Genomic DNA, 20,293 nt, shown 5'->3' with positions numbered 1-20,293 from the left:
TAAAAAGCCCGCCGGTCTGTCAGGACACGGCGGGCTTTTTGCATGTCGGCCTCTTAATCGCCGCTGTCTTCGTCTTCGTCGGCGCCCTTGGCCGCCTTGCCCCGTTCGGCATCGACGGCGCGCTGCAGGCCGGCCGCGTCGCGGAAGAAGGCGTCCGTCGTGTGATCCGGGCTCAGGCGCAAGGCCGGCGGGTAGATCACGGACATGTAGGTCTCGTCGGCCAGGCGGCCGCTGGCCTGCAGGTTGCTCAGCAGGATCAGGCTCGAGCCGAGGATGGCCAGCACGACGGCGACGAGGCCGAAGCGGCGCGGATGCTGCGGCTTGATCGTGCACAAATGGTAGTAGATCATGGCGCACACGATGATGATGAACATATGCCGTCCGTAGCGCGTCAGCGCTTCCAGCGACAGCGCGTACGCCGCCACGTTGCTGGCCAGCTCCCACACTTCCATGGCCAGCAGGCCGCAGCCGATGATGAACAGGTGGCGGCCGAAGCGCGCCACATGGCCGAACAATCGGTTTGCCACGGCCCAGACCGACGCCCATACGAGGCCGCCGGCCAGCGCATAGGCGACGATCATCAGATAGGAAATCGGCTCGAAGGCGTCCGCATCGCTGAGCCAGTTGCTGAAGGCGGCCGAGGCGCCGATCATGGCCAGGCCGGCGACGGCGGGGCGCAAGCCTTCCCAGTCGTGCCGGGTCGTGTCGCCCAGTTCGGGCGCCACCGGATGATCGCTGGCCCGCACGCGCAGGCGCGTGTGGCCGAGGCGCACGATGCTGTTGCCGCTCAAGGCCACTTGCGGTTGCCGCTGTCCCCGGTGGATCACGCCGTTCTGGCTGCCCAGGTCGCGCAGCAGCAGGCCGCCGTCGCCGTCGTCTTCGACAATGGCGTGCTCGGCCGCCGTATGCGGGTCGTCGAGGATGAAGTCGTTGCCGTAGCTGCGGCCGATGCGGATCGGCAGGGACTCGATCCGCTGGCGCCGCTGCACTTCGCCATTCTCGGCGAGGATTTCAAGGTAATAGGGCGGCTTCATGGCTTGCGGCTGCTGTTGGTGGAGGGCGCGCGCGACAGCGCTTCGAGGAAGGTGCGCGTGACGCGCATGCCGTTGGCGTAGGACACGCCGCGCGCGTCGATGCGGCTTTGCAGGCTCATCAGTGGCTCATCGGTGCTGGCGGCCAGCAGGGCAAAGTCGTACAGTCCCGTAAACTTGCGGTAGGCGCGCACGCACAGGACGGCGCGTAGGGGCAGCGTCTTGTTCTTGACGAACTGTTCGGTGCATTGCGGGCCCGTCAGATTCACGCTCTTGTAGCTGCCGAAACTTTCATTCTTGAACGAGGCGCTGGCCAGTTCGGAAAAGCGCAGCGCGCCCAGTTCGCTGCTGCGCAAGAATTCGTGGCGCATCGACACTTGCCCCGTCTGCAGGGCGCCGGAAATGAAGATGGCCGATTCCATGGCGCAGCTGGTGTTGTCGAGCATGTAGGGCTTGTCGGACTTGACGTTGGAGCGGCCCCAGCAGCGCATCTGGTCCGACTCGCGCACGGGCACGCGGTACGGGCCCATGGCTTTCAGGCTCAAGGGCGTGTCGAGCAGGCGCGCCAGCATGACTTCCTGGTGCGCCAGCAGCTGCGCCGTCACCAGCGGCTTGAAGTCTTTCGGCGGCTTGCCTTGCTGCGCCACCTTGGCCAGCAATTGCTGGGCATAGCGGGCCGGTACGAGAAAACTGACGAGTTCGCCATCGAGGCGTTTCGACACGTTCACGCCGGCCACGTCGCCATTCGCCGTGACGCTGGGGCCGCCGCTCATGCCGGAATTGATCGGCCCCGTAAACATCAGCTGGTCGTAGAAGCTGCGCGTGACGACGCCGTTGTACGAGCCTTCCGAAATGGCGAAGCCCAGATCCAGCGGATTGCCCATCGAATACAGGTACTGGCCTTGCGTCAGCGGCGCCAGCGTTTCCGGCATCTTGAAGAAACCCGTGCCGTGGCGGTTGACGCGCAGCACGGCCAGGTCGTGCAGCACGTCGACGGCCAGCAATTCCACGTTACCGCGCTGGCCGCTCGTGTCGACCCATTCGCCCACATAGGTATCGGGGTCGAGCGCAAACTGGGACACCACGTGATAGTTGCTCACCACCAGGTCGCCCGTGCCGATCAAGAAGCCCGAGCCGACCGACGACTGCGTGCGGCCGTTTTTCAGCAGCACGCGCACTTGCAGGATGTCGGCGCGCGCGGCCGTGTACAGTTTTTGCGCGGCGGACGAGGGAGGCGGCAGGGCCGCATGTTCGGTGGCGGCGGGCGCGGCGGTGGCCGGCGGTGGTTTGGCGGGAGGAGTCGAAGCGGCGGGGGCAGCGGCTGGCGCAGGCGCCGGGGCCGCGTGTGCACCCGCTGCAGCGCACAGGCTGGCCAGCAGGAAGGCGTAGTCAGATAATTTCATGCATCCTTTGTGCGTGAGCAGGAGCGCGGCGGACGAGGGCCGGCATGCGCCGGCCCGGCAAGCCGGGGCAGCAATTACAGGGCGCCGTCTTCCAGCGCCGGGGCCGTTTCCGGCGTCATCATGTGACCCAGCTTGCTTTGCTTGGTATTCAGGTAGTGCTGGTTGAAGGCGTTGCGGTTGACCAGCAGCGGCACCCGTTCGGCCACCGTGATGCCCAGCGCTTCCATTGCCGCGATCTTGCGCGGGTTGTTCGTCATCAGACGCAGGCTGTGGATGCCGAATTGCGCGAACATGGGCTTGCACAAGGTGTAGTTGCGCGCGTCGGCCTTGAAGCCCAGCTGTTCATTCGCCTGCACCGTGTCGGCGCCCGCTTCCTGCAGGCGGTAGGCGCGGATCTTGTTGATCAGGCCGATGCCGCGCCCTTCCTGGCGCAGGTACAGCAAGATGCCGCGGCCTTCTTCGGCGATGCGTTTCAGGGCGCCCTCGAGCTGCGCGCCGCAGTCGCAGCGCTGCGAAAACAGCACGTCGCCCGTCAGGCACTCGGAATGCACGCGCGCCAGCACCGGTTCGCCGTTGCCGATATCACCGAGCACCATGGCCAGGTGTTCCTTGCCCGTGGCATGTTCGACAAAGGCGTGCAAGGTGAACTGGGCCCACGGCGTCGGCAGTGCGCAGGAAGTCGTGTAATCCAATTCGCCTGTCGCCAGGATGTCTGCGCCGCTTTGCATGGTTGTGCTCATATAAGTAATTATCAAAAATAAAAGGCGCGCGACACCACTCCGGTGCCGGCGCGCCTTGCCATCATACCAAAAAGCAGGGAAACGTTTTCCCTGGCTGCCATTCGGTCGTTGCAATGTCTGGTGATAAGCCTTACTTAGGGGCACTTCCTCCTTTTACAAGGTGAATTGCTGGCTTTGCCTGGCGGATGCCGCCGCCAGGCACGGGACATCAACTGCCGATGCGTCCGCCATCGTTCTTGGTGATCACGATGGTGGCCGAGCGGGGGCGCTTGCCGGCGCCATAGCCGGCGTTGGCCGGCCACTGGCTCGTGTATTTGGACGGATCGCCGATATTCGCCAGCGAGGTGTTTTCGCCCGGGTGCTGGATGTTGATGAACATGGTCTTGCCGTCTGGCGTTTCGCTGATGCCCGTGATTTCCGAGCCGACCGGTCCTACCAGGAAGCGCTTGAGCGTATCGGCCGTGGGTTTCTTGCCGATGAAGGTGTCGACCGCCAGGTTGCCGCCGGCCGCCGTCGCGTAGTTCAACGTGGACTTGGCGCCGTCGCCGACCTTGCCGGGAATGGCGGCCAGCATCATGCAGTTGGTCACATCCGTGTACGCGCCATCGTCCGTCTGGATCCAGCAGATGCCCGTGTATGGGCTGAAGGCCAGGCCGTCAGGGCTCGAGAAATCCTGGTCGGCCGTCAGGTTCGACAGGTTGATCTTGCTGGCGTCGGCGCCGCTCTCGGCGCCAAACAGGTAGACGTCCCACGTAAAGCTGGTGGCCGCGGCCGCGCCCGTGCCTTCCTTGAAGCGGATGATGTGGCCGTTCGGATTGCCGTTCTGCGCGCTGCTGCCCTTCATGTCCGTGTAGGCGCGCGGGTTGGCGCTGTCCGGCGCCAGCTGCGACGAGCCGCTCGGATTGACGGTGCGGTTCGAGTTATTGGTCAGCGTGTAGTAGATCTCGCCATTGGCCGGGTTGACCGAGCACCATTCCGGACGGTCCATTTTTGTGGCGCCCACGGCGTCGGCCGCCAGGCGGGCATTGACCAGCACGTCGGCCAGGTCGGCGAACTTGTAGGCGCTGTAGGCCTGGATCAGCGCGTTCGACATGGCCAGCTCGATCCACTGGCCCGTGCCGTCGGCGGCCAGCTTGGCCACGTACAGCTTGCCCGAATCGAGGTATTTGTCGCCGGTGGCGATACGGTCGGCCGGATTGGCATCGGCGGCTGCCCAGACGGCCGTCGTGACGAACTTGTAGATGTATTCGTTGCGCGAATCGTCGCCCATGTAGACGGCCAGCTGCTGGCCCACGGCCGGCACGCTGAAGGCGGCGCTTTCGTGCGCGTAGCGGCCCAGCGCCGTGCGCTTGCGGATGGCTTTGGTCTTGTCGTACGGATCCATTTCGACGATGTAGCCCATGCCGTTCAGCTCATTGCGGTAGTCGTCGCTGCCGTTGGTCGAGGCGCCGATCTTGCTCAGATTCCAGCGCGCGTACTTGTCGTCGCTGCCGCCCGTTTCCCAGCCGTGGCGCGAGGCGCCGCCCTGGCTGCGGCCATAGCGGTTCAGCGACACGACGGACTTGTCGCCGCGCGCTGCATTGTCGGTGGACGAGCGCGTGAAGTAGCCGGCCCAGTTTTCTTCACCGGACAGGTAGCTGCCCCAAGGCGACTTGCCCGTGCCGCAATTGTTGATGGTGCCGCGCGTCTTGGTGCCGGTCGGCGAATACTTGGTGACCACGAGGGCGTTGCCGCGCACGGGGCCGGCGATCTCGATGTCCGTCAGCGGCGTGACGCGGCGGTTGAAAGCGGAATCGTTGACGGTGGCCCAGGCGCTGCCCGTCTTCTTGACTTCCACCACGCTCAGGCCGTGGACGGCCACTTCCTTGTCGACTTCGGCGGCAGGGCGGGGCAGCGAGGTGGTGCCGCCATTCACGTGCAGGAAGTGCGAGGACAGTTTTTCGTCCGTGGTCGCTTCGTGGTTCATCGCCAGCAAGCCACGTTCGGCGCCGGACGCCAGCGGCGCGCCGGCGGCGGACAGGCCGTAGTATTCCATGCCGTCGTGGTGGTCGCCGGCGCGGTTGTCGAAATCGGTATCGCTGCCGTCGTTCTTGTACGCTGGCGTGGCCGCGCGCAGCGAGTCGCCCAGCGCATACAGGGCCGTGGCCGTGTAGCCGGCCGGTACCGATACGACGTCGGCCAGGCTTTTCGGCACGGCCGTGAAGGCCAGCAGTTTTTCAGGCGTTGGCGTTGGCGTCGGCGTGACGGCGACCGCATCGCTGCCGCCACCGCAAGCGGACAGGCCCATCGACCCCATGACGGCGGTCGCGGCCGTGACGGCGCTGCCGCGCAGCCAGTTGCGGCGGCTCAGGCGGGCGTTCAGGATGCTGTTGAAATGGTTGTCGTGGGACGCGTTGCTGTCAATGTCGTTCAGATCGGTGGCGCTGATGGCCAGATCGTTGGGCTTGTTCATGGGCTGCGATGTCCTGTGGTTGCGTGATTTAAATGGCAACCGCATGATAGTTGGCGAATGTGACAGCGCCATGTCAGCTTGATGACAAAACGGTGACAGGCTGCCGGCCGGGCGGGCCGCGTCGATGACGGGCCCGTCCGGTCAGGCAGCCTTGGCCTTACTTGGCCTGGCGAAAGCCGCGTTCCACCAGCAAGAGCATGCCGCCGAAGATGGACAGGTTCTTCAGGAAGTTCGTCAGCTGGTCCTGGAAGTGGGCCGCATCGGCGCTCCAGAAGGCGTGGAAGATCACGGTAGTCGGGATCAGGAACAGCGCCAGGGCCAGCGCCGCCCAGCGCGCCTGCCAGCCCGTGATCAAGAGCAAGCCGCCGCCCACTTCCAGCACGATCACGCCCACCAGCAAGATATTGGCGATCGGCAAGCCCTGGCTGGCCATGTAGCCGGCCACACCGGCAAAGCCGCCGATTTTCAGCAAGCCCGAGACAAAGAACAGCACGCCAAGGGCGGCACGGCCGAGGGGGAACAGCAGATCAGTGTTATTTTTCATATTAATCCAATTGTTTTTATCAAGATTTAAGGTTGACTTGCGGTGCCTGGCAAAACCGTAGCGAGCGGCAGTGATTTGTGGCTAAGAAGCGCAACCGTACTTTAGTACGGTGAGCATCGCAGGCCGCAAAGCGCGACGCGCAGTAGGTTTGGCCAGGTACCATCATTTAGGCAAATCGAAGAGCAGGAACTCCGCATCTTCCGGCTGAGTGATGATCACGCTGGCTTCCTGCGTCAGCTTCAGCGCATCGCCCGCTTTCAACGGCGTGCCGTTGACGACCAGGCTGCCGCGGATCAGGTGCACATAGGCGAGGCGGCCTTCTTCCAGCGCATGTTCGGCCTGTTCGCCTTCCTGCAGGATGCTGGCGTAGATGGCCGCATTCTGGTGGATCAGCACGGAACCCTGGCGGCCGTCGGAGGAGGCGATCAAGCGCAGCTTGCCCCGTTTGCTTTCCGGCGTGAAGTGTTTCTCTTCATAGCTGGGCGGAATGCCCGTCACGTTCGGCTGTATCCAGATCTGCAGGAAGTGCAAGCCCTCCGTTGCCGAGTGGTTGAACTCGCTGTGGCGCACGCCGCTGCCGGCGCTCATGCGCTGCACATCGCCGTAGTGCAGGACGGAGCCCGTGCCCATGCTGTCCTTGTGTTCCAGCGCGCCGTCGAGCACATACGAAATGATTTCCATGTCGCGGTGGCCGTGCGTGCCGAAACCCTGGCCAGGCGTGACCCGGTCTTCATTGATCACCAGCAAGGGGCCAAAGCCCATGTGCAGCGGATCATGGTAGCTGCCGAAGGAAAAGCTGTGGTGGGAATTGAGCCAGCCGTGGTTGGCTGCGCCGCGTTCTTCGCTATGACGAATCTGTAACATGGTGGACTCCGTTTCTATAAGTTAATGTGCGATAATTTCGAAGGACCGTTGCCTGGCGTTACGCCGTGGCTTCTTTTCTGCCCCTCGCTTTACGATGAACAAAGTATAGGCCCCCCAGCAGAGAAAGAAAAACGGAAAATCTTGCGACCTATGATCGAAAAAATCGAATGTTAAGACTGAGCCTGGAAGCCCTGCAAATCGTTGACGCCATCGACCGCCGCGGATCGTTCTCGTCGGCCGGCAAGGAGTTGCATAAAGTCCCGTCCACCATTTCCTATACGGTGGCCAAGCTGGAAGACGACCTGGGCGTGCAAGTGTTCCAGCGCAATGGCCCGAAAGTCATGCTGACGGCAGCTGGCCAGGAATTGCTGAAAGAGGGCCGTTATCTATTGAAGGCGGCGCAGGACCTCGAGCACCGCGTGCGCAGGGTGGCGTCCGGCTGGGAAACGGAATTGTCCATCGGCATCGATTCCATGTTTTCCGCCGTGGCCCTGGCTGACGACGTGCGCGCCTTTTACGACGTGGCGCAGCAGACGCGCCTGCGTCTGTCGCAAGACACCCTGTCGGGCACGTGGGAAGCGCTGCTGGACAGGCGCGCCGACTTGCTCGTGGGCGCGCCCGGCGACGGACCGGCGGGCGGCGGCTATATCGCGCAGCCGATCGGCATGCTCGACTTCGTCTTTACCGTGGCGCCCACGCACCCGCTGGCGCAGGTGCGGGAACCCCTGTCGCGCGGACACCTGCAGCAGCACCGGGCCGTGGTGGTGGCCGATTCGGCGCGCCAGATGGCGCCGCGCACGGTGGGGCTGCTGCTGGGCCAGGACGCCTTGAGCGTGCCGAACATGCAGGTCAAGTTCGATTACCAGGTGCTGGGGCTGGGCTTTGGCTTCCTGCCGGGGCCGTGCGCGCGCGCCGCCATCGCCCGCGGCTTGCTGGTGGAAAAGGCCGTGGAAGAGCCGAAACCGTCGGAAACGTTTTACCTGGCCTGGCGAGTGGGCGAGGATGGCGCGGCATTGCGCTGGTGGATGGCGCGCATGCGCGAGCCGGATGTGTTTGCCCGCCTGGCGCAGCATCTGCCGGGCCATTCGGCGTAGGCCTTAAAATGTTGACATACGCCAACATTTTTAAGTTACCATATTCGCAGTATTGCAATCGTATTTCTTGCCCGACCTCCATGCCCCACAGTGGGATTTTGATGATTACACACACCGCAGCGCCCCTGATACCTTCCCCTGACCTGGCCCACGAGTGGGGTTGCCATGCTTGAGGCGAAGGTCGCGCTGTGCCTGCGCCTGGCCCAGGACGCCCGTGAACAGGCGGGGCCGCAGCAGGCCGCCACGCTGGCGCGGCTGGAGGAAGAGCTGGAACGGCTGCGCGGCGCCAGCCGGCCCGTGGTGCGCGTGGCGCCTCCCGACGCCTTGCTGGAAATCGATCCCGACGGCTTTTTGATCGGCTGGAACCATGGCGCCGAACAGATGTTCGGCTATTCCGAAATCGAGGCGCTGGGCCAGCACATCCTGTTTTTGTATCCGGAAGACGACGCGGAAGCGAGCGTGCTGGAACTGCATTTCATGCAGGGCGACGTGGCTACCGATGTGCGCCGGCGCAAGAAGTCGGGCATGGTGACGTGGCTGCGCATGCACCGCCACGTGATCCACGACCAGGCGGGCAAGGCGTGCGGCATGGCCGTGCGCCTGTCGGCCATGAGCGAGCCGCTGTCCGACGTGGACAAGGTCAGGTTGCACGCGCGCATCATCGAAGACAGCGAGCAAGCCGTGCTGATCACGGATGCGGAAGAGCGCATCGTCTCGATCAACAGTTCGTTCAGCCGCATCACCGGCTATTCGCCTGCCGAAGCCATCGGCCGCACGCCGGACTTGCTGCGCTCGGGCGTGCACGACCCCGATTTCCGCGCCAAGGTGCGCGCCGCCATGCGTGGACACGGTTCCTGGCGCGGCGAAATCATCGGCAAGCGCAAGAATGGCGAACTGTTCCCGCAAGACGTCACCATCAGCGTCGTGCGCGACGAATTCGGCGAAATCAGCCACGTGTTTTCCCTGTTTTCCGATATCTCGGTGCACAAGGATGCGGAAGCGCGCATGCAGCGCATGGCCAACTACGACAGCCTGACGGGCTTGCCCAACCGCTGCCTGCTCAATCAATTGGTCGACCAGGGCCTGGCCGAAGCGAAACGCCAGGGCACGCATGGCGCGCTGATGGTCATCGACATCAGCCGCATCGGTTCCATCAGCGATACCCTGGGCCATGAAGTGGGCGACCAGCTGGTGATCGCCATCGGCCAGCTGTTCCGTGGCGCCCTGCGCGACGCCGACATCCTGGCGCGCGTCGACAACAGCAAGTTCGTCGTGGCCCTGCTGCATATCGAAAAGCGCGAACATGCGGCGAATGTGGCGCAAAAACTGCTCAACCTGCTCGAGGCGCCCATCAATATCGATGCGCACGCGCTGCACGTGGGCGCCAGCATCGGCATCACCGTGTATCCGGAAGACGGCCTGGAAGCGCCGGCCCTGTTCCGCTTTGCCGACGTGGCCGTGTCCAAGGCGGGGCAGACGATCGAATCGACCTTCCTGTTTTACCGCGAAGACATGAACCGCAGGGCCAAGGAGCATTTGCGCCTGGAAAGTGAAATGCGGCTGGCGCTGGGCGACAAGGAGCTGGAATTGCATTACCAGCCGAAAGTGAGCCTGGCCAGCGGACGCATCGTGGGCGCGGAAGCCTTGCTGCGCTGGAAGCATCCGATGCGCGGCATGGTCTCGCCCGGCGTCTTTATCCCCGTTGCCGAGGAAACCAGTTTGATTCTGGAGCTGGGCACCTGGGTGCTGGACGAGGCATGTCGCCAGATCCGCAGCTGGGAAGATCGGGGCCTGCACATGCCGGCTATCGCCGTCAACCTGTCGGCGCGCCAGTTCGATGAGCAGTTGCCGGCGCGCATAGCGGCCGTGCTCGAGCGCTACGGCGTGCGGCCCGACCAGATCATGCTGGAAATCACGGAAAGCCTGTTGATGCGCGGCGCCGACAAGGTCATCGACATCATGAACCAGCTGGTGGCCATGGGCCTGGCGCTGGCGCTGGACGACTTCGGCACCGGCTATTCCAGCCTCGCCTACCTGAAGAAATTCCCCATCAGCACATTGAAGATCGACCGCTCGTTCGTCATCGGTTTGCCGTTCGAGGAAAATGATTGCGCCATCGCCCGCGCCATCGTCACCATGGCGCAGCAGCTGCGTCAGGAAATCGTCGCCGAAGGGGTAGAAACGGCCGAGCAGATGCGCTTCCTGCGCGAACTCGGTTGCGACCAGCTGCAAGGCTATCTGTTCAGCCCGGCCGTGCCGGCGGCGGAATTCGAGCTGATGCTCGATGAAGGCCGGCAGTTGCGCCTGGAAGAGGCAGTCTGAAGTCGTAGCGGTCAGACGCGCAGCAAGCCACGGAAACCCCGGCTCGCATAATACGAGTCGGCGCCATTGTGGTAGACGAAGACCTGCTCATAGCGGCGGTCGCAAAACAGGGCGCCGCCCAGCGTTCGGATGCTGTCCGGCGTCGCGATCCAGCTCGAGGTCTTGCGGTCGAACGGTTCCAGTTCCTGCAACTGGCGGTACTGCGTTTCCGTCAGCAGTGTGACTCCCATCGTTTGCGCCATGGCCATGGCGCTGCCGGCCGGCTTGTTGGCCTTGCGCGCGGCCAGGGCATCAGCATCAAAACACAGGCTGCGCCGGCCGAGCGGGCTTTCTGCCGAACAATCGCAAAACGTGACGGCGCCCGTGCCGCCGGCGTGCCCGATGACGTCCGGTTCGCCGCCCGTGTCTTCCATTTGCTGCAAGACCGCCAGGCTGGCGGGAGCGGCATTCAGCCGCGCCAGCACCTTGTCCCACGTCCATCCCGGATGGCGGTGCATGTGCTTGCTGAAGCGGGTTTGCAAGGTATGGATCAAGTCATCATGCATGGCGCGGCTCCCTGGAAGTTCAATGGTACGGCCGATTATAAGACGCGATGTGGGCAGGCGGCGCTCACCCCAGCTGCACTTTTTCCAGCAGATAATCGAGCATCACGCGCACCCTGGCCGGCACTTGCAAGCCCGGTCCCACGAAGACGGCGTGCACGAGTTCCTTGTCGCCGGGATTGTAGTCCTGCAGCACGGGAATCAAATCGCCCCGCTCGATATCGCGCAGCACGTGCTGGCGTGAAAAGCGTCCCAGTCCCATGCCGGCCAGCACCAGCTGGCGCATGCTTTCGCCATCGCTGACGCAGGTATTGCCCTGCGGCGCCACCTGCAATGTTCCGCCCGCGCCATCGAGGAAGGGCCAGGTTTCGTTCTGGCAGCGGAAGTTGAACGCCAGCAGATTGTGCGTGGATAAATCCTGCGGCGTGCGCGGCAGGCCGTGGCGCGCCGCGTAGGCGGGCGAGGCCACGACGATCATCGCGTCTTCGCCCAGTTTGCGCGCCACCAGGTTCGATTCCTTCAGCTTGCCCGTGCGGATGGCGATGTCGGTGCGGTCTTCCAGCAAGTCGACGATGGCGTCGCTGACGACGACGTCGAGCACGATGTCGGGATAGCGCTGCGCGAACTCGGGCAGGATGGGCAGCAGATGGCGTACGCCGAACGGTACGAAACAGTTGATGCGCAAGCGTCCGCGCGGCGCCGCGCCTTGCGATGCTTCGCGCTCGGCGCCGTCGATATCGTCGAGGATGCGCTTGCACTGCACGAAGAAGGCGTCGCCCTCGGGCGTCGTGTGCAGCTGGCGCGTGCTGCGCTGGAGCAAACGGGCGCCGAGCCGCGCTTCCAGGCGGTTGACGAGCTTGCTCACGGCCGACGGCGTCAAGGCCAGGCGGCGCGCGGCGGCGGAGAATGCGCCCGTTTCCACCACGGCGACAAACACGGCCATCTCGAACGCGCGGTTGATGTCTTGCCTGGCCATTATTGAATCCATTTCACAGGTGTTTCCATTATCGGAGTCTATATCAAAAGCGAAATGCCCGATACACTGGCTGGCTTGAACTCAGCCGGAGAATGCCATGACCACCGCAAGCCCTGTTTCCCCTCAAACGAGCAAGATGCCGGCCGGCGTGCTGGCGCTGGCCGTCGGCGCCTTTGCCATCGGCGTGACCGAATTCATCGTCGTCGGCATCCTGCCAAGCATCGCGAAAGATTTGCGAATTTCCATCGAATCTGCCGGCTCGCTGGTGAGCCTGTATGCGCTGGCGCTGGCCATCGGCACGCCGCTGCTGGTGCTATTGATGTCGCGCCTGCCGCGCAAGGCGGCCCTGCTGGGGCTGATGAGTGTGTTCCTGGCAGGTAACCTGCTGGCAGCGTTTTCCCACACATTTGAACTGTTGCTGCTGGGGCGGGTCATCACGGCCGTGGCGCACGGCACCTACTTTGCCATCGGCGCCACCGTGGCCGCCAGCCTGGTGGACAAGGCGCAGGCGGGCAGGGCGATTTCCGTGATGTTCGCGGGATTGACCCTGGCCATGGTGATCGGCGTGCCGTTCGGCAGCTTCCTCGGCAATTTGATGGGCTGGCGCTTGCCCTTCTTTGCCGTGGTGGTCCTGGCCGCGCTGGGCCTGGCCGCCATGGCGCGCTGGCTGCCGGCCGGTTTGCAGCAAGGCAAGGGCGGCAAGGCCATGACGCAGCTGGCGGCCCTGGGCAGCGGTCCCATTATCACCATGATGGCCGTGACGACGTTCGGTTTCGGCAGCAGCTTTGCCGCGTTCACGTTTATCACGCCCATCCTGACGGACGTGACGGGTTTTTCCGCCACCATGGCCAGCGCCTTGCTGATCGTGTTCGGCGTCGCCACCTTTGCCGGCAACCTGGCGGGCGGCTACCTGACGAGCCACCTGGGCTGGCAAAAGGCCTTGCGTGTGATGCTGCTGTTGCTGGCCGTCACGCAAGCGGGCGTGGCGCTCAGTATCAGCTCGCAGTGGATGATGACGGTGATGCTGTTCGTCTGGGGCGTGTTCGCCTTCGGCCTGTCGCCCGCCTTGCAGGCCGGCATGCTGGCCACGGCCGAGCGCTACACGCCGCACGCCGTCGATTTCGCTTCGGGCCTGAACATTTCCGCGTTTAACCTCGGCATTTCCTTCGGTTCCATGCTCGGTGCGCTGATGGTCTCGCGCCAGTTGATGGCGTCGTCGCCGTGGGCCGGCGTGGCAGCGGCATTGCTCGCCTTGCTGCCGCTGGCCTGGCTGGCGCGCAGGAACGTGGCGAAATCAGGCGCGGTAGCGCAGCGCCTCCACGAAGGCTGAAAACGCGGGCGTGGCCTGGCGCCGGTTCGGGTAGTACAGGTGGTAGCCCTGGAAGGTGGGGCACCAGTCGGCGAGGATTTCGACCAGGCGGCCATCGGCCAGGTAGGGCGCCAGCAGGGGCTCGGGCACATACGCCAGGCCGATGCCGTCGAGCGCCGCATTGAGCACGTGCATGATGCTGTTGAACACCAGCTGGCCTTCGGCCTTGACGGCAAAGGCTTGGCCATCCTTTTCGAATTCCCAGGCGTAGATGGCGCCAGCGGGCCGGTGGCGGATATTCACGCAAGCGAATTCCGTCAGCGCATGCGGCGTCGCGGGCGCCCCATGGCGCGCGAAATACGCGGGCGATCCCACCACGGCCAGGCGCCAGTCGGGGCCGATGCGCACGGCGATCATGTCCTTGCTGATCGCTTCGCCCAGGCGGATGCCGGCGTCGAAGCGCTGCTCGACCACATTCGTAAAGCCGTAGTCGACCACCAGTTCCAGGCTGATGTCGGGATAGTCGCGCAGGAAGCCGGCCAGCATGGGGCGCAGCAGCAGTTCGATATGGTCGTCGGTGCAGGTGACGCGGATAGTGCCGCGCGGCTTGTCGCGCAGCGCGCCCAGCGCCTCGACCTCGGCGGCGATCTGCTCGAACAGGGGCGCGATGGCCAGCATGAGCTTTTCACCCGCGTCGGTGGGCGCCACGTTGCGCGTGGTGCGCGCCAGCAGGCGCACGCCCAGCCGTTCTTCCAGGGTGCGGATGGTGTGGCTGAGCGCGGACGCGGTGATGCCCAGCCTGGCGGCGGCCTTGGTAAAGCTGCGTTCCCGCGCCACGGCGAGGAAGGCTTGCAGATCGTTGACTTTGGTTTGGCTCATTGCTGAATTTTTCTCATAACTACATCAAGATTGTACCCGCTAATCAAAAGAGCTTGCCTGCGTCAAGATGGTGCCCTGACTTTTAAAGGAGCATGGGCATGAAGACAACACGCATGAAAACGACCGCTGGCCGCCGCGAATTCGTCAAGGCAGCGGGCACGGGCATGGCGGCACTGGGCGTCCTATCCGTCCTGGGCGCACCCATTTTCGCCACCGCCGCGCCGGCCTTGCCGGCCATGCCCGATGGCGCCGACAATTTCTACAAGAGCGGCAAGGTGACGGTGCAGCCGGTGCGCTTCCGGAACCAGTACCAGATGACGGTTGCCGGCAATCTGTTCCTGCCGGCGCAGCTGGATCCCGCTCGCCGGCACGCCGCCATCATCGTTGGCCACCCGATGGGCGCCGTCAAGGAGCAAAGCGCGAACCTGTATGCGACCAGAATGGCCGAGCAGGGTTTCGTCGCCCTGTCGCTGGACCTGTCGTTCTGGGGCGAGAGCGAAGGGCAGCCGCGCAACGCCGTCTCGCCCGATATCTATGCAGAGGATTTCAGCGCGGCCGTCGATTTTCTCGGCGCACAAGCGGTTGTCGACAGCGAACGCATCGCCGCCATCGGCATTTGCGGCAGCGGCAGCTTTGTCATCAGCGCGGCCAAGATCGACCCGCGCATCAAGGCCGTCGCCACGGTGAGCATGTACGACATGGGCAGCGCCAGCCGCCATGGCTTGCGCCGCTCGCAAACGCTGGCGCAGCGCCAGGCTTATATCGCCGCGGCCGCGCGCCAGCGCCAGGTGGAATTTGCCGGCGGCGCCACCGCCTACACGAGCGGCACCTTGCCCGAGCTGAGCGCCAACCCAAGTGCTATCGAACGCGAATTCCACGACTTTTACCGCACGCCGCGCGGCGCCTACATCCCTGCCGGCCAGCTGCCCGAGCGCGCCACCCGTCCCACTTTGAGCAGCAATGTGAAGTTCATGAATTTCTATCCCTTCATCGATATTGAGACGATCTCGCCACGTCCGCTGCTGTTCATCACGGGCGACCAGGCGCATTCGAAGGAGTTCAGCGAGGATGCCTACCGGCGCGCCGCCGAGCCGAAGGAACTCCATTACGTTGCCGGCGCCGGCCACGTCGACCTGTATGACCGCGTGACCCTGATCCCGTGGGACAAGCTGGCGTCGTTCTTCCAGCGCGCCCTGGCGGCATGAGCGCGGTCCGCAGCGAGGCGGCAGCGCCCGCGTTCTGGGGCGGCATCTTTGCCATGACCCTGTGCGTGTTCACCCTGATCGCCTCCGAATTCATGCCGGTCAGCCTGCTCACGCCCTTGGCGGCGGACTTGCGCGTCAGCGAAGGCCTGGCCGGCTATGGCATCGCCATCTCGGGCGCCTTCGCCGTGCTGGCCAGCCTGTCCATCGCTACCCTGGCGGCATCGATGAACCGCAAGACCTTGCTGCTGCTGTTGACGGGCCTGATGTGCGTGTCGGCGCTGGTGGTGGGACTGGCCACCAGCTACGCGATGTACATGGCGGGGCGCGCGCTGATCGGCGTCGTGGTGGGCGGATTCTGGTCGATGTCGGTCGCCGTGGCGATGCGCCTTGTGCCCAGCCACAGCGTGCCCAGGGCGCTGGCCATCTTCAACGGCGGCAATGCGCTGGCGACCGTGGTGGCCGCGCCGCTGGGCAGCTGTCTGGGCGCCAGCATCGGCTGGCGCGGCGCCTTCCTGTGCCTGGCGCCCGTAGCGCTGCTGGCGCTGGCCTGGCAGTGGCGCAGCCTGCCATCGATGCCGGCGGCGCCGCGTTCGCCGCTTTCGGCCCGTTCTGCCCGCTCCGGCCAGCTATTGCTTCTGCTTAAACGCCGCCAGGTGGCCCTGGGCATGCTGGCCGTCGGCGCGTTCTTCATGGGGCAGTTCGTGCTGTTTACCTATGTGCGTCCGTTCCTGGAAAACGTCACGCGCGTCGGCGTGCCCACCTTGTCGATGCTGCTGCTGGCGATCGGCGTGGCCGGCTTCATCGGCACGGTGCTGATCGGCGTCGTGCTGCAGCGTGGCCTGTACCGCACGCTGGTCGCCATTCCCTTGCTGATGGCCGCCATCGCGCTGGCCCTGCTGGCGTTCGGCGACGAGCTGGCGCCCGTCTTCGTGCTGCTGGGGCTATGGGGATTGCTGGCGACGGCCGCGCCCACGGGCTGGTGGTCGTGGCTGGCGCAGACCTTGCCTGATGACGCCGAAGCCGGTGGCGGCCTGATGGTGGCCGTCGTCCAGCTGTGCATCGGCTTCGGTTCCACCGTCGGCGGCATCCTGCTCGATGGCCACGGTTTTCGCGCCACCTTCACGGCCAGCGCCGCGCTGCTCGTGCTGGCCGCGCTGCTGGCCTGGCGCACGGCCAGGCTGCACGAGGCATCGTCATGATCTATACCAGCTTCACGATTTATATTCGGGCCTGAGCACCAGCCGGCGCAGCGCGTCTCTGGCGCTGCGCCATGTACGAACTGCCCATCGACGCGGCCATGATCATGGCAATCGCCAGCCATTGCCCGGCACCCAGGCGCTCGTCGAGCAGGATGTACGCGAGCATGGCGGCCACGGCCGGCTCCATGCTGCTCATGATGCCGAACGCTTGCGGCGTCAGCCGCTTCAGGGCCACCATTTCCAGCGAAATCGGGATGGCGCTGGAAATGAGGGCCACGCCCAAGCCTACGCCCAGCACGATGGGCGAGAGCAGGGCGGCGCCGCTGTGCATCACCCCGACGGGCACGACCACCAGCGCGGCCATGGCCAGGCCCAGCGAGACGGAATGGCCCGCATGCAGATGGCTGGCGCGCTTGCCGAAGACGATGTACGAGGCCCAGCAGACGGCAGCGCCCAGGGCGAACAGCACGCCCGTCGGATCGAGGTTGCTGACGTCGTGGCCGAGCGGCAGCAGCAGCGCCAGTCCCGCCACGGCCAGCGCCACCCAGACGAAGTCGAGCGGGCGGCGCGAGGCCAGCAGAGCCACGGCCAGCGGGCCGGAAAACTCGATCGCCACGGCGATGCCGAACGGGATCGTGCGCAAGGCCATGTAGAAGCACAGGTTGGTCAAGCCCAGCGCGGCGCCGTACAGGGCCACGGTGCGCAGGTCGGCACGGCTCAGCTGCCAGCGCCACGGGCGCCAGAACAGCAACAGCAGCAGCGCGGAAAAGCCCACGCGCACGGCCGTCGTGCCCTGCGCGCCCACGAGCGGGAACAGGCTGTGCTTGGCCCATGACGTGCCCAGTCCCAGGCAGGTGACGGAGCCGAGGATGGCCAGCAGGGGAATCAACGAGGAATAGCGGCGTAATGGCATGGTGATAAAAGGCTTGATATCGGAATAGTGAAAGTTTATTGTGTCTGCTCCGAGTTTTGCACTGCATTTTGACCTTCATGACGCAACTTTCGCTCACGCCATCCCTCACCCTCGATACATTCGACCTGGCCATCCTCGACATCTTGCAGCGCGATAACACGACCTCGCAGCGCGAAATCGCCCAGGCCGTGCACTTGTCGGCACCGGCTGTGCAGCGGCGCATCCGGCGCCTGCGCGAGAGCGGCGTGATCCGCAACGAAGTGGCCGTGCTCGACGCGAGCCGCGTGGGCCGCCCCCTGATCCTGACGGTGGAAGTGCATTTGCACGACGAGCACCCGCAGCGCACGGCCGGCATGCGCGCGCGCATCATGGCCGAACCTGCCATCCAGCAGTGCTACGGGATCACGGGCGAGGCCGATTACCTGCTGATCATTACCGCCAGCAGCATGGCCGAATACGAGGCGCTGACGGAGCGCCTGTTCGGCGGCGACGACAATATCCGGCGCTACCGCACGTCGGTGGCATTGACTTGCCTGAAGATGGGCTTGCACGTGCCGCTGGGGTAGGCGGAAGATTTTCCCTGGCATAAGCGGGACAGGGACGAATGTAGGAGCATGAAAATTGGAAGAACAAGGAAAGTCGGATCTGGCCGATCCCGGCCTGCTTGCCGCCTGGCTGGCGGCACGTTCGATCGCGCGCGGCCTGGCGCTGCCCGTGCCCGATCACGGCGGATGGCGCGTCGATACGGGCTTGCCGGGCGAAATCCGGCGCCACGTTTTTGCGGGACCTGTTCCAGGCATCAGCGCGCTGGCAGCGTCGATCCACGGTCCGCATATCTTCATCAAGATGTGCGGCGACGGGGAGCAATTGCTGGCGCTGTTACCGCCGCAATGGCAACTTTGCCCCGGCGGCTTTTTCATGACCCATGAAGGCACTCTGCAGGCGCCGGACCTGCCTGCCGGCTACCGCCTGGAAATAACGACGTCACAGGTAATCACGACGGCGCATATTCTGGTCGAAGATGGGGGTATTGCCGCCAGCGGCCATGCCGTCGAATATGCCGGTGTCTTTGTCTTTGACCGCATCGTCACCGAGGCCGGCCACCGGCGCCGGGGTCTGGGGCGGGCGCTGATGGCCGCGCTGGCGGCCAGGCAACGATCGGCCAGCGCGCGCCGGGTGCTGGTGGCAACGGACGATGGGGCGAAATTGTATGCGAGCCTGGGCTGGCATATCGCATCCCCGTATTCGACGGCAACGATCGTTCAGGATGGCATACGGCATCCGCCATCGAGCCGCTAGGGCTGCGCGTCGCGTTCGCGGCAGCTCAATGAGGCGTAATGGCCTTGGGGCAGCTTGGCCTTGATGGCTACCTCGCTCAATGCATGTTGCATATCGACTGGGTCGGTCAGGGTGCAGTGCTGGGCGCTGGCGAACGCTTGCAGGTTTTGCGTGTTGCCGCGTACTTTCACCGTCACGCCGGCCCCGGGGCTGACGCAGCAGCCTATGTATTGCGAGATGTATTCTTCCTCGATGAGCACCAGTTCATGTCCCATGAAGCTGGCCGGTTTCTTCAGCAAATAATAGTCTGTGTAGTCGAAGCGCTGGTCGGGACGCTTGCCGATATAGCCTTCGCGCATGTAGGCGGCGATGGCCTTGCCCGAGGTGCCCACCCTGTCCGTCGTGCCCTTTTTCAGGTGCAGGGCGTGGAGCAGGCCGCTTTCAAGGCCGGGATCGGCGGCGTGGGCGCTGGCGCAGCTGGCGGCCAGCAGCAGAGCGCCGAGCAGGCACCGGCTGCGGCGCCATTCAAGCATGGGATGGATGTCTTGCATATATTTGACGCGAAGGGGAGGAGAGGCGCAGTGTAGCCCACGCCAACCTGTCTGCGTGGCACAATGCGTGATCCGCACGCCACGTGCCACTCATCCCAGGACTTTCATGACCCGCGCCATCCTTGACCAAGCCCAGATCCATTCCGCCGCCCGTCCCTTGATCGGCAGCAAGCACAAGGACATCGTGCGCGAGGTGCAGGCTGCCATCGCCGCGCACCAGGTGGTCGTCGTCGGCATGGCGCTCAATCCGTTTCCGCGCAAGGCACGCAAGATCCTTGACGTGCTGGGCACGCCCTACCAGCACCTGCAATACGGCAGCTATCTGAACCAGTGGCACCGCCGCAACGCCCTCAAGATGTGGACGGGCTGGCCGACGTTTCCCATGGTCTTTGTCAACGGCGTGCTCATCGGCGGCGCCAGCGAGCTGCAAAAACTCGTGGAAAATGGCGAGTTCAGCGCCATGCTGGCCAAGAAGGTGCGCGAGTTCTAAGACCCGCCTGACTACTATCCTTACTCGCCCGGCCGCCACGGCGACTTGCGCGTGCGCAAGGGGTCGAGCAAGCTCCTTAAGTCGTTGTGGTCGAGCTCGTACATCAGCGCGATTAAACTGCCCAGTTCGCCCGAGGGAAAGCCTTCGCGCGCGAACCAGCCCAGGTAGTGTCCCGGCAAGTCGGCCAGCAGCCGTCCCTGATATTTCCCATATGGCATTTCGCGCGTGACCAGCAGCGCCAGTTTTTCTGAATTCATATTACTGCCCTCCCTTGCTTGCGGCGCAGTGTAGCAGACGGGCCGGGACGGCCGACACCCGTCAGTTTGTACACCACGCGCGTGATTTGGTTCCATCGTATTGGGGCCGGCTTTCGCGAAATCAAACTATCATGCATTTCACTACGCGCAAGCGCCGTTGCGCCACATACTGTGTCGTCAGTGCGCCGTGACGCTTACATGCACGGGCAGCAGGTGGCATCCGTGGTCATGGCATGGAAAGGGG

20 protein-coding genes are annotated in these 20,293 nt (G+C 64.4%); 8 read left to right on the top strand and 12 right to left on the bottom strand.

Annotated features, from left to right (window positions below):
• Positions 1–53 precede the first annotated feature (53 nt).
• The 6 genes from SKZ59_RS21220 to SKZ59_RS21195 all read right to left on the bottom strand — a co-directional run bounded on the left by SKZ59_RS21220 (position 54) and on the right by SKZ59_RS21195 (position 7,034).
• Positions 54–1,034 carry an FHA domain-containing protein gene (locus tag SKZ59_RS21220; RefSeq protein WP_319992873.1) on the bottom strand — a complete coding sequence of 327 codons (981 nt, stop codon included), beginning with the start codon at positions 1,032–1,034 and terminating at the stop codon, positions 54–56.
• Positions 1,031–2,434 (bottom strand): serine protease, encoded by a 1,404-nt coding sequence (locus SKZ59_RS21215; protein WP_319992872.1) that lies wholly within the window; start codon positions 2,432–2,434, stop codon positions 1,031–1,033. Before SKZ59_RS21215 ends, SKZ59_RS21220 begins: the two co-directional genes overlap by 4 nt.
• Before the next feature lie 74 nt (positions 2,435–2,508).
• The gene (ribA, locus tag SKZ59_RS21210; RefSeq protein WP_034749940.1) at positions 2,509–3,162 is read right to left on the bottom strand and encodes a GTP cyclohydrolase II; all 654 of its coding nucleotides are present in this window, start codon (positions 3,160–3,162) and stop codon (positions 2,509–2,511) included.
• A gap of 220 nt (positions 3,163–3,382) precedes the next feature.
• On the bottom strand, positions 3,383–5,626 hold the full coding sequence (locus SKZ59_RS21205; RefSeq protein WP_139089900.1) for a PhoX family protein: 2,244 nt from the start codon (positions 5,624–5,626) through the stop codon (positions 3,383–3,385).
• A 157-nt stretch (positions 5,627–5,783) separates the two neighbouring features.
• Positions 5,784–6,170: a DoxX family protein gene (locus tag SKZ59_RS21200; protein ID WP_319992871.1), complete on the bottom strand. Its 387-nt coding sequence runs from the start codon at positions 6,168–6,170 to the stop codon at positions 5,784–5,786.
• 162 nt (positions 6,171–6,332) lie between these two features.
• Positions 6,333–7,034 (bottom strand): pirin family protein, encoded by a 702-nt coding sequence (locus SKZ59_RS21195; protein WP_034749933.1) that lies wholly within the window; start codon positions 7,032–7,034, stop codon positions 6,333–6,335.
• Positions 7,035–7,201: 167 nt separating this feature from the next.
• Here SKZ59_RS21195 and SKZ59_RS21190 point away from each other — a divergent pair, with 167 nt between their 5' ends.
• A complete protein-coding gene (locus SKZ59_RS21190; RefSeq protein WP_034749931.1) occupies positions 7,202–8,128 on the top strand; it encodes a LysR family transcriptional regulator in 927 nt (308 codons plus the stop codon).
• Between the two features lie 165 nt (positions 8,129–8,293).
• Positions 8,294–10,450 (top strand): putative bifunctional diguanylate cyclase/phosphodiesterase, encoded by a 2,157-nt coding sequence (locus tag SKZ59_RS21185; RefSeq protein ID WP_034749929.1) that lies wholly within the window; start codon positions 8,294–8,296, stop codon positions 10,448–10,450.
• Between the two features lie 11 nt (positions 10,451–10,461).
• Here the strand turns inward: SKZ59_RS21185 and SKZ59_RS21180 are convergent, their stop codons facing one another.
• On the bottom strand, positions 10,462–10,995 hold the full coding sequence (locus tag SKZ59_RS21180; RefSeq protein WP_319992870.1) for a DUF4256 domain-containing protein: 534 nt from the start codon (positions 10,993–10,995) through the stop codon (positions 10,462–10,464).
• Between the two features lie 64 nt (positions 10,996–11,059).
• Positions 11,060–11,968 (bottom strand): LysR family transcriptional regulator, encoded by a 909-nt coding sequence (locus SKZ59_RS21175; protein WP_319992869.1) that lies wholly within the window; start codon positions 11,966–11,968, stop codon positions 11,060–11,062.
• Between the two features lie 97 nt (positions 11,969–12,065).
• Here SKZ59_RS21175 and SKZ59_RS21170 point away from each other — a divergent pair, with 97 nt between their 5' ends.
• Positions 12,066–13,298 (top strand): MFS transporter, encoded by a 1,233-nt coding sequence (locus tag SKZ59_RS21170; RefSeq protein ID WP_319992868.1) that lies wholly within the window; start codon positions 12,066–12,068, stop codon positions 13,296–13,298.
• Here SKZ59_RS21170 and SKZ59_RS21165 read toward each other — a convergent pair.
• Positions 13,263–14,156, bottom strand: coding sequence for a LysR family transcriptional regulator (locus SKZ59_RS21165; RefSeq protein ID WP_034749920.1), 894 nt, complete (start codon positions 14,154–14,156; stop codon positions 13,263–13,265). The genes SKZ59_RS21170 and SKZ59_RS21165 overlap by 36 nt on opposite strands.
• 98 nt (positions 14,157–14,254) lie before the next feature.
• Between SKZ59_RS21165 and SKZ59_RS21160 the strand changes: the two genes are divergently transcribed.
• Both SKZ59_RS21160 and SKZ59_RS21155 read left to right on the top strand, forming a co-directional pair.
• On the top strand, positions 14,255–15,361 hold the full coding sequence (locus SKZ59_RS21160) for an alpha/beta hydrolase (protein ID WP_319992867.1): 1,107 nt from the start codon (positions 14,255–14,257) through the stop codon (positions 15,359–15,361).
• Complete coding sequence (locus SKZ59_RS21155; RefSeq protein ID WP_413774584.1) at positions 15,358–16,560, top strand: MFS transporter; 1,203 nt, start codon at positions 15,358–15,360, stop codon at positions 16,558–16,560. Before SKZ59_RS21160 ends, SKZ59_RS21155 begins: the two co-directional genes overlap by 4 nt.
• Positions 16,561–16,579: 19 nt before the next feature.
• On the opposite strand, the gene SKZ59_RS21150 is transcribed toward SKZ59_RS21155, so the two are convergent.
• Entirely contained in the window at positions 16,580–17,473 is an 894-nt protein-coding gene (locus SKZ59_RS21150; protein WP_319992866.1) for a DMT family transporter, read from the bottom strand.
• A 77-nt stretch (positions 17,474–17,550) separates the two neighbouring features.
• On the opposite strand from SKZ59_RS21150, the gene SKZ59_RS21145 reads away from it, so the two are divergent.
• A complete protein-coding gene (locus tag SKZ59_RS21145) occupies positions 17,551–18,039 on the top strand; it encodes an Lrp/AsnC family transcriptional regulator (protein WP_034750278.1) in 489 nt (162 codons plus the stop codon).
• A gap of 55 nt (positions 18,040–18,094) precedes the next feature.
• Positions 18,095–18,772 (top strand): GNAT family N-acetyltransferase, encoded by a 678-nt coding sequence (locus SKZ59_RS21140; RefSeq protein ID WP_319992865.1) that lies wholly within the window; start codon positions 18,095–18,097, stop codon positions 18,770–18,772.
• Here SKZ59_RS21140 and SKZ59_RS21135 read toward each other — a convergent pair.
• Complete coding sequence (locus tag SKZ59_RS21135; RefSeq protein ID WP_319992864.1) at positions 18,769–19,284, bottom strand: hypothetical protein; 516 nt, start codon at positions 19,282–19,284, stop codon at positions 18,769–18,771. The genes SKZ59_RS21140 and SKZ59_RS21135 overlap by 4 nt on opposite strands.
• 124 nt (positions 19,285–19,408) lie before the next feature.
• Between SKZ59_RS21135 and SKZ59_RS21130 the strand changes: the two genes are divergently transcribed.
• Positions 19,409–19,792, top strand: a complete 384-nt coding sequence (locus SKZ59_RS21130) for a glutaredoxin domain-containing protein (RefSeq protein WP_319992863.1) — start codon at positions 19,409–19,411, stop codon at positions 19,790–19,792.
• A 20-nt stretch (positions 19,793–19,812) separates the two neighbouring features.
• On the opposite strand, the gene SKZ59_RS21125 is transcribed toward SKZ59_RS21130, so the two are convergent.
• Complete coding sequence (locus SKZ59_RS21125; RefSeq protein ID WP_034749909.1) at positions 19,813–20,049, bottom strand: DUF3820 family protein; 237 nt, start codon at positions 20,047–20,049, stop codon at positions 19,813–19,815.
• Positions 20,050–20,293 lie beyond the last annotated feature (244 nt).

Origin of the sequence: Janthinobacterium sp. GMG2 (assembly GCF_033949445.1) — a bacterium.
GTDB lineage: Bacteria > Pseudomonadota > Gammaproteobacteria > Burkholderiales > Burkholderiaceae_D > Janthinobacterium > Janthinobacterium aestuarii.
The sequence above is the reverse complement of the archived record's forward strand: the minus strand, read 5'-3'. Positions and strand labels throughout refer to the sequence as shown.